Origin of the sequence: Actinomadura sp. 3N407, assembly GCF_052245875.1 — a bacterium.
Classification (GTDB): domain Bacteria; phylum Actinomycetota; class Actinomycetes; order Streptosporangiales; family Streptosporangiaceae; genus Spirillospora.
Map to the genome: position 1 here is coordinate 354,749 of NZ_JBQQBP010000010.1, position 15,611 is coordinate 370,359.

The following is a 15,611-nucleotide window of genomic DNA, read 5'->3' on the forward strand; positions in this document are numbered from 1 at the left end:
TGAGCTGCCGAATGTGAAGAAAGTTCGCGTCAGCGTAGGGACAGGGTACGCGCCCGGTCAACGGTCAGTCGATGAGGCGTTTGCGCATGCCGCGGACGGCGATGACCCACATCAGGGCCGCGAAGAGCATCAGGGCGCCGAGGTGCCCGAGATCCGCCAGCGGGTCCAGGCCGAACACCGCGTCCCTGACGAGCTCGACGCAGTGGTAGAGCGGGTTGAAGTACGACACCTTCTGCGCCCAGCCCGGCAGCGCCTCGACCGGGAAGAACGTCCCGGCGATCAGGAACAGCGGCGTCACCACGCCCGTGATCACGTAGTCGAACGAGTTGATGGACGGCACCACCGACGACGTCCACGTCCCGAACAACCCGAAGCCGAGCGCGGTGAAGAACGTCACGAACGGGACGAGCAGCATCCCCCACGAGGGGTCGAGGCCGAAGAACAGCGCCACCACGAGCGGCGTGCACGAGTACACCGCCGACTTGGCCGCGATCCACAGCGCCTCCGCCGTCACCAGCTCGTGGACGTCCACCGGCGTGGCGAGCATCGCGTCGTAGGTGTGCTGGAACACGCGCCTGATGTAGCCGTTGAACATGCCCGGGAACACCGACGTGAACAGTGCCGCCACCCCGACGACGCCGGTCGCGACGAAGTCCAGGTACCGGTAGTCGCCGACCACCGCGATCATCGAGCCGAACCCGTAGCCGAACGCGAGCAGGAAGAACGTCGGCTCCACCATCGAGGCGAACGACTGCGACTTCCAGTACCGCTTGTAGAGGGCCAGCTCATGCCGCCAGATGCCGCTGACCGGCGCGAACTCGAACCGCCTGAGCCGCGGCGCCCGTTCCGCCTGCACCGTCATTCCACACGCTCCCCGGTGAGCACGACGAACACGTCTTCGAGGTTGGCGGCGCGGCGCACGCCGTCCGGGCCCAGCTCGTCCTCCAGGGACGGCGGGATGGTCTCCGCCTTCAGCACCGACACCGACGGCCCGGTGCGGCGCGTGGACAGCCCGGCGCCCTTGGCGATCCGCTCCACCTCCGTCAGCCGGTCGGGCGGCCCGTAGTGCTCGACGACCCGGTCGCCCGCGTACTCGGCCACCAGCGCCGGCGGTGAGCCCCGGGCGATGACGCGGCCGTGCGACATCAGCGCGCAGTCGTCGGCGAGCCGCTCGGCCTCCTCGATGTAGTGCGTGGACATCAGGACGGTCGTGCCTCCGGCGCGCAGCGCGTCGATCAGCCCCCACAGCTCCGCCCGCACCTGCGGGTCGAGGCCGACGGTCGGCTCGTCCAGCAGGACGAGCGCCGGACTGTGCACCAGCCCCCGCGCGATCAGCAGTCGGCGCCGCATGCCGCCGGACAGGTCGTCGACCTTGGTGCGCTGCTTCCCGGTCAGGTGCGCCAGTGCCAGCGCGTCGTCCACCGCCTGGCGCCGTGCCCGGCGCGGCACCCGGTACAGGTGCGCGAACACCTCCAGGTTCTCGCGGGCGGTCAGCTCCTCGTCGAGGTTGTCCTGCTGCGGGACGACGCCCATCACCGCCCGCGCGCGCTTGGACTCGCGCGGGACCTGAAAGCCCAGCACGTGGATGCGGCCCTCGTCGGCGATCGCCTGCGCGGTCAGCATCTTCATCGTGGTCGACTTGCCGGCGCCGTTCGGGCCGAGAAGCCCCAGGCAGACCCCCGCGGGGACTTCGAGATCGAGCCCGTCCACGGCGGTGAAGTCGCCGAAGCGCTTCACGACGCCGCGAAGACTGATCGCGGCCGCCGCGCCGGGGCCCTGGCTGGCGGCCTCGACCTGGGCACGTTGCAAAGTCATAACCCTCACAGTACGAAGAAGGCCGGACATGACCCCAATGGTTTTCCGGGCGGCGCCGCGCCGCCCGGAGGCTAATCTCTAGGTGTGGACGTCCCCCATCGCCCGGCCGCCGAAAAGGTGACACGCGTGCGCGACCTGCGCGCGTCCGACGCCGACCGGGAACGCGTCGTCTCCGTGCTCGGCGAGGCGCTCGCGGACGGCAGGCTCACCATGGACGAGCACGGCGACCGCACCTCCCGCGCCTACTCCGCCCGCACCCTCGGCGAACTCACCGGCCTCACCGGCGATCTCAGCCCCGAGGAGGCGCAGCCCATCCTCGTGGACGACCGCCCGGTCTCGGTCTTCTTCGGCCGCACCCGCCGCGACGGACGCTGGGTCGTCCCGGTGAAACTCCCGCTGCTCGCCCTGTTCGGAACGGTCGAACTGGACCTGCGCGAAGCCGTCCTGCAGCGCCGCCACATCGTGGTCGACTCCCTGGTCCTCGGCGGCCGGATCCGCCTGCTCGTCCCCGACGGGGTCCGCGTGGACGTCACCGGCCGCACCATCCTCACCACGCGCGACGTGCGCGCCCGTCCCGCGGCCGAGGGCCCGACCATCGAGATCGGCGGCACCATGATCTTCGGCTCCGTGCGCGCCCGCGCGCCCCGGCTCCGGCTGCGCACGCGCGTCCGCAACCGCCTCACCCGCGGCAGGCAGGACGGCTAGACCGCCGTGTCTAGACCGCCGTGTCGAAGTTGATCGCGCTGTAGGCGCGGAGCTTGTCGAGCTTGTGCTCGCTGGAGATCGACCGGATCGTCCCGCTGCGGGACCGCATGACCAGCGAATGCGTGACCGCCGTGTCCCTGTCGTAGCGGACGCCGTCGACCAGCTCGCCGTCGGTGATGCCGGTCGCGGCGAAGAACACGTCGTCCGAGGTCACCAGGTCGTCGGTGGTCAGCACCCGGCCCAGCTCGTGACCGGCGCCCGCCGCCCTCTCCCGCTCCTCGTCGTCCTGCGGCCACAGCCGGCCCTGGATCACCCCGCCCAGCGCCCTGATCGCGCAGGCCGCGATGATGCCCTCCGGCGTGCCGCCGATGCCGAGCAGCAGGTCCACGCCCGTACCGGGACGGCACGCCATGATCGCGCCGGCGACGTCGCCGTCCATGATGAACTTGATCCGGGCCCCGGCCTCGCGGACCTCCTTGACGATGCCCTCGTGGCGCGGACGGTCCAGGATGCAGACGGTCACGTCGTTGGGCGACGAGCCCTTGGCCCGCGCGATCGCCCGGATGTTGTCGGCGATCGGACGCTCGATGTCGACGACGCCGGCCGCCTCCGGGCCCGTCACCAGCTTCTCCATGTAGAACACGGCGGACGGGTCGAACATCGACCCGCGCGGCGCCACCGACAGCACCGCGATCGCGTTGTTCATGCCGAGCGCGGTCAGCCGCGTCCCGTCCACCGGGTCGACGGCGACGTCGCACTCGACGCCGGAGCCGTCACCGACCTCCTCGCCGTTGAACAGCATCGGCGCGTGGTCCTTCTCACCCTCGCCGATCACCACGACGCCCTTCATGGACACCGTGTTGATCAGCTGGCGCATCGCGTTCACCGCGGCGCCGTCGGCGCCGTTCTTGTCGCCCCGGCCGACCCAGCGGGCCGCGGCCATGGCGGCGGCCTCGGTCACCCGGACCAGCTCCATCGCCAGGTTGCGGTCCGGGGCCTCGGGCTCGGTCGTGAGGGGAGAGGAAACGGTGGTCTCATCGGACATGACGCGGCAGCCCCTTCGGTCAGCGAACACTTCCCATCCGGCCCGCCGCCAAGGCCGTCACCTGGTGCGGGCCACCGAGGACGAAAAGTGTTCGGTAGTGACTCGGATTCTCCGTGGACCGGACGCCCTGCCACAAATTGGACCAGACCAACCGGGCCGCGGGTCGTACCGGCCGGTGAACATGTGCCGCGTGGGGACCGGATTTGACGGTCCCACGGGCAAGGGATCGTTTCCCTATGAGAGAGGGCGTAATCTCAGGCGTCATGAGCAGCCACATCGACGTCCCGTCCGGCGGGGTGACACAGAACGGGGACGCGCGGTCCGCCGACGTCCCCGCGAGGACCTCCGACCGCGGGGCCGCCACGCGCGGCGCCCTCCTGGCAGCGGCGAGGGACGTCTTCTGTGAGTCGGGCTTCGCCCAGGCCGCGGTGACCGACATCGTCGCCAAGGCGGGTGCCAGCGTCGGCAGCCTGTACCACCACTTCAACGGCAAGGCCGACCTGTACCTGACGCTGTTCGAGGAGTTCCAGGGCGGGCAGCAGGAACGCACCCGCGAGGCGATCAACGCCGTCCGGGACGCGGGCGAGACCGACCCGATGCGGCAGTTCATCGCCGGCGCGGGCGCCTACCTCAACGGCTGCCTGGAGGAGCGGGACGTCGCCCGGCTGTTCATCTCCGGCGACGGGCCGCCCGGCTTCGACCGCGTCATGCGGCAGCGGCTCAACAAGTGGGCGCGCCGCAACGCCGCCCTGTTCCACACCGCCGACGGGGGCGTGGACGAGGCCCTGGTCATGGTGCTGACCGGCGCGATGGCGGGCGCGGTGTCGGAGATCTCGCTGATGGACGACGAGGACGCCGCCCGCAAGCTCGCCGACGAGATCATGGGCATCGTCGGCACGATCAGGAACCCCCGTACCGAGCAGCGCTGACCGTGCGGGATCCTGGAGGGGTGACCGACAAGACCCCATCCTCCGTCCCGGAAGCCGAGGACGCTCCGCGCGGAGACGACGCCCCGCGCGAGCAGGACGCCCCGCGCGAGCAGGACGCGTCCGACGCGTCCCGCGAGCAGGACGCGCCTCGTGAGGGGGGCGCGCCCGCCGGGCGGCCCGTCGTGCAGGTGAGCCCCGCCGTCCACAAGCGGCTGACCACGGGGCTCGGCGGATTCGCACTGGCGATGGGCGCGTGCCTGCTGCTCGTCCTGGCGATCTACGTCGTCACCCCCCGCAGCGACGAGGAGATCCTGCCGACCGTCGACTACAGCTCGCAGCTGTGGGCGATGACCAACGACGCGCCCTACACCGCGTACGCCCCCGAGGGGCTCCCGGCGACCTGGCGTCCCACCAGCTCCCGGCTGCACGGCCTCGGCGAAGCCGGCGACGAGCCCGTCGCCTGGCACCTCGGGTTCGTGACGCCCAGCGACGAGTACGCGGCGCTGGAGCAGAGCAACGAGAAGGCGTCCGAGTACGTCCCGCGCATGGCCAACAGCAGCAAACCGACCGGCACGATGCAGGTGAACGGCGAGACCTGGACCAAGTACCACCGCAAGGACAAGCACGCGAACTCCCTCGCCCGCACCCTGCCGGACGGGCCGACCCTGGTCGTGACCGGCACGGCGACCTACGGGGAACTCGCGATCCTGGCGGGCTCGCTCAGGCCGCAGACCGAGAAGGACACGCCCCTCGTCCCCTCGCCGGCGGCCACGCCGCGTTCCTGACGAAGCTCAGAACGGTGCCCCGGCCTCGCCCTCCCCGGGCTGGGCCATCGCCGCCGCCAGCCTCGCCCGCGCGCCCTCCAGCCACTCCTCGCAGATCGCGGCGAGCTTCTCGCCCCGCTCCCACAGCGCGAGCGACTCCTCCAGCGTCAGACCGCCGGCCTCCAGCCGCTTGACGACATCGGCCAGCTCGTCCCGTGCCTGCTCGTACGACGGCTTGTCCGCCGTCCCCTTCTCGTCCGCCATTCGCCCCACTCTTTCATCCTCGGGGGACACCCCCCATACCCCCGGAAGGCGTTCACGACCCCTCGCGGTCGGAGACCGTCACGCCGAGCCGGCCGTCGGCCAGCCGCACATGGAGCCGCTCACCGTCCTTGACCGCCGCGGACTCCCGCACGACCGACGCGTCCTCCCGCTGGACGATCGCGTACCCGCGCTCCAGCGTCGCGGCGGGCGAGAGGGCCAGCAGCCGGGCGCGGGTGTGCGACAACTCGTCCCCGGCCCGGTCCAGGGCGCCGGACAGGCAGCGCCGCGCCCGGTCGCGCAGTGCCAGCACCCGCTCGGACTGCCGCTCGACCTCCCGCACCGGGTCGGCCAGCGCCGGCCTCGACCGGATCGCCCTCAGCCATTCCAGTTCCCGCTCCACGCCGCCCGCCAGGCAGCGCCGCCCCCGGTCGCGCAGCTGCCGGACGAGCTGAAGCTGCTCGCGCACGTCCGGGACGGCCTTCTTCGCCGCGTCGGTCGGGGTGGACGCCCGCACGTCCGCGACCAGGTCCAGGATCGGCGAGTCCTGCTCGTGCCCGATCGCGCTGACCACCGGGGTGCGCGCCGCGGCGACCGCGCGGACCAGCGTCTCGTCCGAGAACGGCAGCAGGTCCTCCATCGCGCCCCCGCCCCGCGCGATGACGATCACGTCGATCTCGGGATCGGCGTCCAGCGTCCGCAGCGCCTCCATCACCTCGCCGACCGCGTACGAGCCCTGCACCGCGGTGTTCTCCACCCGGAACGCCACCGCCGGCCACCGCCGCCGCGCGTTCTCCAGGACGTCGTGCTCGGCGTCGGAGTCGCGCCCGCAGATCAGCCCGATCCTGCCGGGCAGGAACGGCAGCGGGCGCTTGCGCTCGGGCCGGAACAGCCCCTCGGCGGCCAGGACCCGCTTGAGCCGCTCCAGCCTGGCCAGCAGCTCACCGACGCCGACCGGCCTGACCTCCAGGGCGCTGAGCGAGAACGTCCCCCGGTTGATCCAGAAGTCGGGCTTGGCGTGGACGACGACGCGGGCGCCGTCGGTCACCACCGGTCCGTTCCGGGGGGTGTGGGGGGTCGTCCCCCCACCGGGGGTCAGCCCGGCGGCCTCGAACACCGCGCGGGGGCCGACGACCCGCACCGACATGTTCGCCACGGGATCGCGCAGCGTCAGGTAGACCGTCCCGCCGCGGGCGTTGAGGTCGGTGATCTGGCCCTCGACCCAGATGCGGCCGAGTTTGCCGATCCAGCCGCTGACGGCCTGCAGGACCGTCCGCACCGGGACGGGCGATTCGGCCGAGGTCTCCATAGCCATGCGGGCAGCCTACGGTGATGTCCATGACTCCGGAGGAGCGGACACTCTTCATCCGGCCTATCACCAAGGTCGTCACTTGTTGCGGGTTACCGAGGATGAAAAAGTGTTCAATGAGACCGTGACCGTGTCCGACCGCGAACTTGCCGAGCGGCTCAATCAGCGTCTCCGCGACGTCGTGCTGATGCTGCGCCGGGCCGGCGCCGACCAGCCGATCACCAGCCAGCAGCTGTCCGTGCTGGGGTCCCTGGAGAACGGCCCGCGCCGGATGACGGAGCTGGCCGCCGAGCACGGCGTCCGTCTCCCGACCATGACCGCCCAGATCAACCGGCTCGAACGCGACGGGCTCATCACGCGCGGCCGGGACGGCGCCGACGCCCGCGTCGTCACCGCCGGGCTCACCCGGACGGGACGCGACCGGCTGGCCGAGGGGCGCGAACGCAGGATCGGCTTCCTCGCGGAACGGCTCGCGCACCTGACGGACGAGGAGCGTGCGGCGGTCGCCGAGGCGCTGCCCGCCCTCGGCAAGCTCTTCGGCAAGCCGTGAACCCCGTGAGGGGGAGTCGTCCACGCATGAGAAGGGCCCCCGGGGGCCCTTCTCAGGTCGTTGCGCTCCGTTGTGCTCAGTGGAGGCCGTTGAGCTTCGCGATGCGGCGCTCGTACATGCGGATGACGTCCTCACGGGCGGCGTGCTTGCGCTCGTACTCGCGCAGCAGCTTCACCTGATCGACGGTCAGGCCGCGCAGGCGTGCCCGCAGCTGCGGCAGCGTGGCGTTGTCGTAGTCCGGGACGGGCAGCTTCTCCGCGAGGTGCTCGGCCTCGGCGGGCGCGGCGGGCTTGGACTCCGGCTTCGGCTCGAACGCCGCATCGTCCTTGGCCTTCGGCTCCTCCGCCTCGGGCTGGTCCTTGGCCTTCGGCTGGTCCTTCGCCTTCGGCTTGTCCTTGGGCTTGTCCGCGGGCTCGGGCTTCACGGGCTCGGCGGCCTCCGGGCGCGGCGCCGGCTCGGCCTGCGGCGCGGGCTCCGGCTTCGGCTCGCTCGGCGTGGGCTTCGGCGCGGGCTCGGCGAAGGGACCGGCCTTGTCCGCCGGGTCGGTCTTGTCGGCGGCGCCCGCCGCGTCGGCGGGGACGCCCGGCTCCGCCCGGTGCTTGCCCGGCGCGGTGGGCTTCGGCGGCTTCGGCGGGGGCCCCGGGCGGGTGTGCTTGGGCGCGTGCCTCGTCCCGGCCCCCGGCTTGCCGATCGCGATCTCCTCGCCGGCCTTCCGCGCGGCCGCCGTCTCCGCACGTTCCGGCCGCCCCGGCTCGGCCCGGCGGGCCGCCCCCGGCTCGGGCTCCTCGCCGCGGGCGCGGTCGGTCACCCGGCCGACCACCTTCTCGGCGGTGTTCTGGACGTCGTCGCGCAGCCGTCCGAGCACCGGCTTCACGCCGCCGCCCTCGGTGATCTCCTTGTAGTCCCGGGTCACCCTGTCACCGAGCAGCAGCGCCCGGCCGACACCGAACATGGCCAGCCGGACGGCGTGCAGCGGGAGGTCGCGGACCTGTTCGCCCACCGTGTCCTGGACCTGCTGCTTGAGGCGGCGCGGCGATCTCGTCATCGTCTTTCCTCTTCCTTGCCGTCCTGATCACCGGATAGGGTCATGCGGCTTCGTCTCGTCGAACTTCACTCTGCCCCATGGTGCGAGTGCGGTCACCTCGGGTTAATGGAATTCTGTCCAAAAGAAGCGTGCGGTGGGTCACACGCCTGCACGGTGCCCGCGCGGTCACTCGTACGATAGGGGCATGACCGCCAACAGCCAGCGCCGTGTCCTGCTCGCCAAGCCGCGTGGTTACTGCGCGGGCGTCGACCGCGCCGTGGAGACGGTCGAGATCGCCCTGGAGAAGTACGGGGCCCCGATCTACGTCCGCAAGCAGATCGTCCACAACGTCCACGTCGTCAAGACGCTGGAGGAACGCGGCGCGATCTTCGTGGACGAGACCGAGGAGGTCCCCGAGGGCGCGATCGTCGTGTTCTCCGCGCACGGTGTCGCACCCTCCGTGCACGAGGAGGCCAAGGGCCTGGACCTGCGCACCATCGACGCGACGTGCCCGCTGGTCACCAAGGTCCACAAGGAGGCCGTGCGGTTCGCCGCCGACGACTACGACATCCTCCTGATCGGTCACGAGGGCCACGAGGAGGTCATCGGCACCACCGGTGAGGCCCCCGACCACATCCACCTCGTGGACGGCCCCGGCGACGTCGCCAACGTCACCGTCCGCGACCCCGAGAAGGTGGCGTGGCTGTCCCAGACCACGCTGTCGGTGGACGAGACCATCGCGACCGTCGAGAAGCTCCGCGAGCGGTTCCCCAAGTTGATGGACCCGCCGTCCGACGACATCTGCTACGCCACCCAGAACCGGCAGACCGCGGTGAAGGACATGGCCGCGCAGTCCCAGCTCGTCATCGTGGTCGGCTCCACGAACTCCTCCAACTCCGTCCGCCTGGTCGAGGTGGCCAAAGAGCACGGCGCCGACGACGCCCACCTCGTCGACTACGCCGAACAGATCGACCCGGCGTGGCTGGAGGGCGTCACCACGGTCGGCGTCACCAGCGGCGCGTCCGTCCCGGACGAGCTGGTCCACGGCGTCCTGGCCTGGCTGTCGGAGCGGGGCTTCGGCGAGGCGGAGGAGATCGAGTCCGTCGAGGAGCACATGCGCTTCTCGCTTCCGAAGGAACTCCGCAAGGACCTCCGGATCACCCCGGTGTAGGACGTCAGCCCACATCGGCGGTCCGCATCGGTGGACGTCAGTCCACATCGCCGTGGTGGAGGCGGCGGCGCTCCTGCGTCGTGGTGGGGGACTCGTCCCACCGGACGGGGTTCTCGTTCTCCTCCTTCTCGAAGAGACGGACCCCGGCGAGCTTGTCCCGCAGCTCCCTGACGTTCGTCATCAGCCCGCGGGCCAGGCAGATCCCCACCACCAGCAGCGTGCCGAAGAACAGCCACGGCGCGGTCGACGCGAGCGTGCTCAGGACGCCGACGGTGATACCGCGCACCAGCGACCCGTTGCCGAGCGTCGTGGCGAACTCGACCGCGAACGTCGCCGCGAAGAACACCAGCGGCGGGCTGACGACGAGCGTGAGCAGGTCGGCGGGACGGGTCGCGAACGCGGCGAGCGCGCAGCCGATCGCGAACCCGGCGCCGGCGAGCAGCGGCACGCCGAGCCAGCGCGACAGCAGCCCGCACACCACCCCGGCGCCGAACATGACCACGATGCCGCCGCGTCCGGTGAGGGTGATCGGGCCCGCCGGCGAGGCGGCCGAGTGCGATCGCGGGGTGGTACCGCGCCGACGTCGCACTGGACCCCCAGAGGCCGGCGACGCCCCGCTCGGCGCGTCGCGTACCGACGATGAACTCATGGCCACCTCTTTCGCCGATCGAGCCGGTCAATCTGCTCGGGGATGGCCCGTCCGCCGAAACCTACCGGTTCCACGGCTGAGTCAGGCTGAGACCTTTCCTCATCGGGGTTGTGGTCGTCCTCCAGGGGGACATGGCGGTCGTCCAGAGGGGCGCCGAAGGGTTCGTCGTGTCCGGTCAGCTCCGCCGCAGAGAGCGAACGGGGGCCTTCTTCGACCGGGCGGGGGCCGTCCAGATCGTCGTCGACCACGCCCAGTTCGTTCAGCTTGCGCGCACTGACCAGCACGCGTGTTTCCAGCGAGCCGACCGTCCGGTTGTAGGACTTGATGGCGCCGGTCAGCGCGCGGCCCAGTTCGTCGACGTGCTGGCCCATCGTGCCCAGCCGTTCGTACAGTTCCCTGCCCAGCTCGAAGACCGCGCGGGCGTTGCGTGAGAGGGCGGCCTGCTGCCACGCGTACGACGCCGTCCGGAGCATCGTGATGAGGGTCGTGGGCGTGGCGATGTGCACCCGGCGGCGCATCGCGTACTCCAGCAGGCCGGGATCGCGGTCCAGGGCGGGTGCCAGGAACGCCTCGCCCGGGATGAACAGCACGACGAACTCCGGTGCGGGACTGAACGCCTGCCAGTACGACTTCGCGGCCAGACGCTCGACGTGGTCGCGCAGATGGCGGGCGTGCGCGTCCAGCCGTACCGGATCGCCGCTCTCCGCGGCCTGCAGGTACGCGGCCAGGGACACCTTGGAGTCGACCACGATGTTCTTGCCGCCGGCCAGCCGCACCACCATGTCGGGACGGACGGTGCCGTCGACCGTGAACGAACTGGCCTGCTCGTCGAAGTCGCAGTGGTGCGCCATCCCGGCCAGCTCCACGACGCGGCGGAGCTGGAGTTCCCCCCACCGCCCCCGCGCCTCGGGCCGCTGCAGCGCCCGGACGAGCGACTGCGTCTCGCGGCGCAGCTGGTCGGAGCTCTGCCGGACGAAGTCGACCTGTTTGGCGAGCATCGCGTGCGACTCCCGGCGGCCCGTCTCGACCTCCCGGAGCTGCTCCTCCACCTTGGCGAGCGTCTCCTTGAGCGGCGCGACCAGATGCTCGACGGCCTGCTGCCGCCGCTGCAGCTCGCCCGCCGCCTCGACCCCGGCCGCCTTGAGCCGGGCGTCCGCCAGTTCGAGGAAACGCTGGTTGCTGGCGTCCAGCGCCTTCGCGGACAGGCTCTCGAAATGCTCGGCCATCCGCTCCTCGGCGTAGGCGAGCTTCTCCTCGGCCGCCCTCGCCCGCGCGATCAGCGCGCCCTGCCGGCTCGTCGCCAGCGCGTAGCCGGCGACGGCGCCGAACACGGCTCCGACGAGGAGGCCGGCGAACAGCGCGAGGTCCATCCGTTCATCGTGACAGCGCGGCGCCGAACAGCGACCTCGACGCGCCGGAACGCCCCACAGGACCGGACATTCGGCCCAGTGTCCGCCAGTCCGCGGCCCGACGGACCATCCGGGCAGCCCGAGGGGTCCGCCGGCGGCCATAAACTTGGCGGCCGTGAGCCTCTCCATCGGAATCGTCGGGCTGCCCAACGTCGGCAAGTCCACTCTGTTCAACGCGCTGACCAAGAACGACGCACTGGCCGCCAACTACCCGTTCGCGACCATCGAGCCCAATGTCGGCGTGGTCGGGGTGCCCGACCCGCGACTGGCCGTGCTGGCGGAGATCTTCGGCTCGCAGAAGATCATCCCCGCGACGATGGAGTTCGTCGACATCGCCGGCATCGTCAAGGGCGCGTCCGAGGGCCAGGGCCTCGGCAACAAGTTCCTCGCCAACATCCGGGAGAGCAGCGCGATCTGCCAGGTCATCCGGGCGTTCGAGGACGCCGACGTCACGCATGTGGACGGCGACGTGGCCCCGGCCCGCGACATCGAGACGATCAACACCGAGCTGATCCTGGCCGACCTCCAGACGATCGAGAAGGCGCTGCCGCGTCTCGACAAGGAGGCCCGCACCAAGAAGGACAAGGAAAAGCTCGCCGTCGTCGACGCCGTGAACGCCGCGCAGAAGCTCCTGGACGACGGCGGCACGCTCTTCGCGGGCGCCGAGAAGGCCGGGATCGACCTGGCGCTCCTGCGCGACCTGCACCTGCTGACCGCCAAGCCGTTCCTCTACGTCTTCAACCTCGACGAGGGCGAGCTGACCGACGAGGCGATGCGCGCGCGGCTGCGCGACCTCGTCGCCCCCGCCGAGGCGATCTTCCTCGACGCCAAGATCGAGGCCGAGCTGATCGAGCTGCCGGACGACGAGGCGCTCGAGCTGCTCCAGGGCATGGGGCAGGAGGAGTCGGGGCTGTCGCAGCTCGTCCGGATCGGGTTCGCGACCCTCGGCCTGCAGACGTACCTGACGGCGGGCCCCAAGGAGGCGCGGGCCTGGACGATCCGCGAGGGCGCCACCGCCCCGGAGGCCGCCGGGGTCATCCACACCGACTTCCAGCGCGGCTTCATCAAGGCCGAGGTCGTCTCGTTCGACGACCTCACCGCCGCCGGCTCCATGGCGTCCGCCCGGACGGCCGGCAAGGTCCGCATGGAGGGCAAGGAGTACGTCATGCAGGACGGCGACGTCGTGGAGTTCCGCTTCAACGTCTGATGGCGCCTGGGGGCGGGCGGTGCCGGGCGTCCGGCCCTTTCGGGAATCTGAACAGCGCCGTGACCTGTGTGATTTTGGCAACAGGGGGTGTCCAAGGTGGTGGAGTGACTCCTGAGCTGGGCGTTCTGTCGGTAGATGTCCCGAATCCGACACTGTGACGGATTCTTTCGGGAACAGATTGCGGTCGTCACCGTCACCCGGTAACCAAGCAACTCCTGACTCGCGCCGCTTGTCCGGAACCTGGACCTGCGCACTGTTCGGAGCCTTGGATAGGGGATCGTCACCGTTTGGCAATCTTCCCCGTTCCTGCTGAGGTGGATTGCATTATCCACAACCGCGCGCCGGGGCTGTGCTTCGCTGGGATGCGCTGGAACAATTGACGCTCGTGGTTACGCTGGGCCCGAGGTGGGTTCAGAAATGGCCACCGGCAACATGACCAGGGACACATGACCGCGCCGACCGGGGGCGAGGCGCGAGCGGAGGCAGGATGGCTCGCAGGTCGGCCGTGCGACGCGGCCGTGACACCGCCGTAGTCGAGGAGACGGTGGCGCCCGGAAGGGCGCTCCCGTCGGCCGTCGACCCGTGGGACCTGCCGGCCGGCGACCGGCGCCGCGGACGCTCGGGCGGCGGTGACGGCGGGCGCGGAGGCGGCCGCTGGGGCGGCGCCGGAGGGCGCTGGTGGGTGTGGGCCGGACGAGCCGTGCTCTGGGCGCTGATCATCGTCATCCTCGTCAACGGCGTCCGCGCCCCGTTCGAACGCTTCACCGCCGACGAGACCTCCGGGGGGACCACGCCCGGGGCCAAGCCTCCGAAGGGCGCCGCGTTCCCCAGCAGCGCGGCCGGCGCGTTCGCGCTCCAGTTCGCCAACGTCTATCTGAACTACGACCAGAACAACGCCCCCACCCGCGAGACCCAATTGCGGACCTTCCTGCCCGACGGCGCCGACCCCCAATTCGGCTGGAACGGCGTCGGCAAGATGCAGGTGCAGTCCGTCCAGGTGGCCGGAGTGGACGCCCGCGACGCCAACAACGCGACCGTGACGCTGCTCGCCCGCACGTCCGACAAGTGGCTGCGCCTCGCCGTTCCCGTGTACGCGGACAAGAGCGGCTCCCTGGTCGTGTCCGCCCGCCCCGCACTGCTTCCCCCGCCGACCAAGGCGCAGCTTCCCCAGGACGACGTCGACAACCGCGACACCGCACTCGAAAGCGAGCTTCAGCCCTTCCTCGGAACCTTCTTCCAGGAGTACGCGACCGGCAACCAGGAGGCCCTGTCGCGCTTCTCCGACGGGGCGACCATCGTCGGCCTGGCCAACTCCGTGACCTTCGTGCAGGTCAAGGAGGTCGTCGCGCCGAAGGGATCCCCGGGCGAGCGCACCGTCACCGCGACCGTCGTCTGGCAGCCCGCCGCGGGCGGCGGCGGTGAGCTGGAGCAGACCTACCAGCTCGCGATGGTGAAGAAGGGCAACAAGTGGCTCGTCCGCGACATTCGCGGCACCATCCGACCGAACGCATCATGAGAGGCCGCGGCTTGAACGAATCGACCCCCAGCGAATCCGCCGACCAAGGAAGGTAGTCGTCGATGCTGCACCACATCTTGGCGTCTATTCCCTACGAAATCCTTGCGGCGCCCGATGACGAACTCAAGACCGATCAGCTCGCCGACTGGCTGCGGCAGATATTCGGTCCGCTTTTCCTCGTGATCGTCTCCATTGTGGCGATCTTCTTCCTGTTCACCCGTGAAATCACGCGTTTCGTCCAGTTCATCGTGCTGGCGATCGGAATCGGAGTGGTCTTCTACGTGCCCAACATCATCGAGACCACGGCCAAGGCGATAGCCACGGCCCTCGGCGTGGACGTCTCCTGACCCCGGACGGAGGTCGGCGGACGGACCCGTGCTCGCGCAGTTAGGGGAGTAGGGGCTTGGATCTACCCACGTACACGAACATCTGGCGCATCGAGAAGCGGCTGTACAAGCTGTACGACCTGCGGCTGCCCATGCCGCTGCCGCTCGTCCAGATCGGCGTGTTCCTCGGCGTGTTCGTGCCCTGGATCCTGCTGCTCAGGCTCTTCGGCATCCCCTTCGAATCCCCCTGGCACGTCCTGTACATCGTCCCGCCGGGCGTGCTGACCTGGCTCGCCACCCGTCCCGTCATCGAGGGCAAGAGGCTCACCGAACTGCTGCTCTCCCAGGGCCGCTACCTCGCCGAGCCCCGCACCTGGTGCCGTCTCACCCCGATCCGGGAACCCCGCGAGGTCGTCATCGTCGCCCGCGTCTGGCGCCGCGCCGAGGCCCCCGCCCCCGTCGCCGCCGCGGAACGCGCCGCGATCAAGTCCCGCCGCAAGCGCAAGGCCGCCGCCCAGCCGGAAGCCATGCCCACCCCGGCCATGCTCGCGCGCCCGGCCATCGCCCCCGCGCCCCCGTCCCTGGTCGAGTACGCCGCCCAGCGCGACGTCCCGGAGAGCCCGGCCGCACCGCCCAAACCTTGGCGCCGCACGGCACGCGACATCTCCCACGAGGACGACGTCCAGCCCGTCCCCGCCGAACTCGAACGCCCCCCGGCGACCCCGCGGCTGGAGGCCCCGCCGTCCGCCCCCGCCTCCGGCAAGCGCGCCCTGGCCTCCGGCGTCCGCCGCCCCGGCGCCCCCGCCGAGTTCTGGCAGGCCACTCCGCCGGCCACCCGCCCCGACGTCCCCCAGCAGCCCCGCGCCGACGTCCGCAGAGCCGCGGAAGAGATCGCGAACGGCACCCCCGCCCCCCAGATCCGGCAGCACCC

Annotated in this window: 17 protein-coding genes; 9 read left to right on the forward strand and 8 right to left on the reverse strand. The window is 71.0% G+C overall.

What is annotated here, in order from left to right; genetic code table 11:
- Positions 1-64: 64 nt before the first annotated feature.
- A complete protein-coding gene (locus ACTWPP_RS26040; RefSeq protein ID WP_443106971.1) occupies positions 65-862 on the reverse strand; it encodes an ABC transporter permease in 798 nt (265 codons plus the stop codon).
- On the reverse strand, positions 859-1,815 hold the full coding sequence (locus ACTWPP_RS26045; protein ID WP_443106972.1) for an ABC transporter ATP-binding protein: 957 nt from the start codon (positions 1,813-1,815) through the stop codon (positions 859-861). The genes ACTWPP_RS26040 and ACTWPP_RS26045 overlap by 4 nt, the downstream gene beginning before the upstream one ends.
- Before the next feature lie 84 nt (positions 1,816-1,899).
- Between ACTWPP_RS26045 and ACTWPP_RS26050 the strand changes: the two genes are divergently transcribed.
- Entirely contained in the window at positions 1,900-2,520 is a 621-nt protein-coding gene (locus ACTWPP_RS26050; RefSeq protein WP_443106973.1) for a DUF1707 SHOCT-like domain-containing protein, read from the forward strand.
- A 10-nt stretch (positions 2,521-2,530) separates the two neighbouring features.
- On the opposite strand, the gene glpX is transcribed toward ACTWPP_RS26050, so the two are convergent.
- Positions 2,531-3,565, reverse strand: a complete 1,035-nt coding sequence (glpX, locus tag ACTWPP_RS26055) for a class II fructose-bisphosphatase (RefSeq protein ID WP_443106974.1) — start codon at positions 3,563-3,565, stop codon at positions 2,531-2,533.
- Positions 3,566-3,828: 263 nt separating this feature from the next.
- On the opposite strand from glpX, the gene ACTWPP_RS26060 reads away from it, so the two are divergent.
- Together ACTWPP_RS26060 and ACTWPP_RS26065 are read left to right on the forward strand one after the other, a co-directional pair.
- Complete coding sequence (locus ACTWPP_RS26060; protein WP_443106975.1) at positions 3,829-4,494, forward strand: TetR/AcrR family transcriptional regulator; 666 nt, start codon at positions 3,829-3,831, stop codon at positions 4,492-4,494.
- A gap of 20 nt (positions 4,495-4,514) precedes the next feature.
- Complete coding sequence (locus tag ACTWPP_RS26065) at positions 4,515-5,279, forward strand: DUF4245 domain-containing protein (RefSeq protein ID WP_443106976.1); 765 nt, start codon at positions 4,515-4,517, stop codon at positions 5,277-5,279.
- 6 nt (positions 5,280-5,285) lie between these two features.
- On the opposite strand, the gene ACTWPP_RS26070 is transcribed toward ACTWPP_RS26065, so the two are convergent.
- Positions 5,286-5,522: an exodeoxyribonuclease VII small subunit gene (locus ACTWPP_RS26070; RefSeq protein ID WP_443106977.1), complete on the reverse strand. Its 237-nt coding sequence runs from the start codon at positions 5,520-5,522 to the stop codon at positions 5,286-5,288.
- Between the two features lie 52 nt (positions 5,523-5,574).
- The gene (gene xseA / locus ACTWPP_RS26075; RefSeq protein WP_443106978.1) at positions 5,575-6,834 is read right to left on the reverse strand and encodes an exodeoxyribonuclease VII large subunit; all 1,260 of its coding nucleotides are present in this window, start codon (positions 6,832-6,834) and stop codon (positions 5,575-5,577) included.
- A 103-nt stretch (positions 6,835-6,937) separates the two neighbouring features.
- Between xseA and ACTWPP_RS26080 the strand changes: the two genes are divergently transcribed.
- Positions 6,938-7,378: a MarR family winged helix-turn-helix transcriptional regulator gene (locus ACTWPP_RS26080; RefSeq protein WP_443106979.1), complete on the forward strand. Its 441-nt coding sequence runs from the start codon at positions 6,938-6,940 to the stop codon at positions 7,376-7,378.
- Between the two features lie 76 nt (positions 7,379-7,454).
- On the opposite strand, the gene ACTWPP_RS26085 is transcribed toward ACTWPP_RS26080, so the two are convergent.
- Positions 7,455-8,423, reverse strand: a complete 969-nt coding sequence (locus tag ACTWPP_RS26085; RefSeq protein WP_443106980.1) for a hypothetical protein — start codon at positions 8,421-8,423, stop codon at positions 7,455-7,457.
- Positions 8,424-8,607: 184 nt separating this feature from the next.
- Between ACTWPP_RS26085 and ACTWPP_RS26090 the strand changes: the two genes are divergently transcribed.
- Complete coding sequence (locus tag ACTWPP_RS26090; RefSeq protein WP_443106981.1) at positions 8,608-9,573, forward strand: 4-hydroxy-3-methylbut-2-enyl diphosphate reductase; 966 nt, start codon at positions 8,608-8,610, stop codon at positions 9,571-9,573.
- A gap of 37 nt (positions 9,574-9,610) precedes the next feature.
- Here the strand turns inward: ACTWPP_RS26090 and ACTWPP_RS26095 are convergent, their stop codons facing one another.
- The gene (locus ACTWPP_RS26095; protein ID WP_443106982.1) at positions 9,611-10,162 is read right to left on the reverse strand and encodes a DUF6542 domain-containing protein; all 552 of its coding nucleotides are present in this window, start codon (positions 10,160-10,162) and stop codon (positions 9,611-9,613) included.
- Positions 10,163-10,218: 56 nt separating this feature from the next.
- Positions 10,219-11,592: a DNA recombination protein RmuC gene (rmuC, locus tag ACTWPP_RS26100; protein WP_443106983.1), complete on the reverse strand. Its 1,374-nt coding sequence runs from the start codon at positions 11,590-11,592 to the stop codon at positions 10,219-10,221.
- 154 nt (positions 11,593-11,746) lie between these two features.
- Between rmuC and ychF the strand changes: the two genes are divergently transcribed.
- From ychF to ACTWPP_RS26120, 4 genes are all read left to right on the forward strand, one after another.
- Complete coding sequence (gene ychF / locus ACTWPP_RS26105; protein WP_443106984.1) at positions 11,747-12,838, forward strand: redox-regulated ATPase YchF; 1,092 nt, start codon at positions 11,747-11,749, stop codon at positions 12,836-12,838.
- 544 nt (positions 12,839-13,382) lie between these two features.
- Entirely contained in the window at positions 13,383-14,354 is a 972-nt protein-coding gene (locus ACTWPP_RS26110; RefSeq protein ID WP_443106985.1) for a conjugal transfer protein, read from the forward strand.
- 62 nt (positions 14,355-14,416) lie between these two features.
- On the forward strand, positions 14,417-14,701 hold the full coding sequence (locus ACTWPP_RS26115) for a hypothetical protein (RefSeq protein WP_443106986.1): 285 nt from the start codon (positions 14,417-14,419) through the stop codon (positions 14,699-14,701).
- Between the two features lie 56 nt (positions 14,702-14,757).
- The coding region (locus ACTWPP_RS26120; protein WP_443106987.1) for a TcpE family conjugal transfer membrane protein at positions 14,758-15,611 on the forward strand (854 nt) is incomplete at its 3' end.

What these genes read in the sequence shown, in the direction of transcription:
- ACTWPP_RS26040 (WP_443106971.1), bottom strand. Translation starts at nt 862, where the DNA reads ATGACGGTGCAGGCGGAACGGGCGCCGCGGCTCAGGCGGTTCGAGTTC.
- ACTWPP_RS26045 (WP_443106972.1), bottom strand. Translation starts at nt 1,815, where the DNA reads ATGACTTTGCAACGTGCCCAGGTCGAGGCCGCCAGCCAGGGCCCCGGC.
- glpX (WP_443106974.1), bottom strand. Translation starts at nt 3,565, where the DNA reads ATGTCCGATGAGACCACCGTTTCCTCTCCCCTCACGACCGAGCCCGAG.
- ACTWPP_RS26060 (WP_443106975.1), top strand. Translation starts at nt 3,829, where the DNA reads ATGAGCAGCCACATCGACGTCCCGTCCGGCGGGGTGACACAGAACGGG.
- ACTWPP_RS26070 (WP_443106977.1), bottom strand. Translation starts at nt 5,522, where the DNA reads ATGGCGGACGAGAAGGGGACGGCGGACAAGCCGTCGTACGAGCAGGCA.
- xseA (WP_443106978.1), bottom strand. Translation starts at nt 6,834, where the DNA reads ATGGCTATGGAGACCTCGGCCGAATCGCCCGTCCCGGTGCGGACGGTC.
- ACTWPP_RS26085 (WP_443106980.1), bottom strand. Translation starts at nt 8,423, where the DNA reads ATGACGAGATCGCCGCGCCGCCTCAAGCAGCAGGTCCAGGACACGGTG.
- ACTWPP_RS26090 (WP_443106981.1), top strand. Translation starts at nt 8,608, where the DNA reads ATGACCGCCAACAGCCAGCGCCGTGTCCTGCTCGCCAAGCCGCGTGGT.
- rmuC (WP_443106983.1), bottom strand. Translation starts at nt 11,592, where the DNA reads ATGGACCTCGCGCTGTTCGCCGGCCTCCTCGTCGGAGCCGTGTTCGGC.
- ACTWPP_RS26115 (WP_443106986.1), top strand. Translation starts at nt 14,417, where the DNA reads ATGCTGCACCACATCTTGGCGTCTATTCCCTACGAAATCCTTGCGGCG.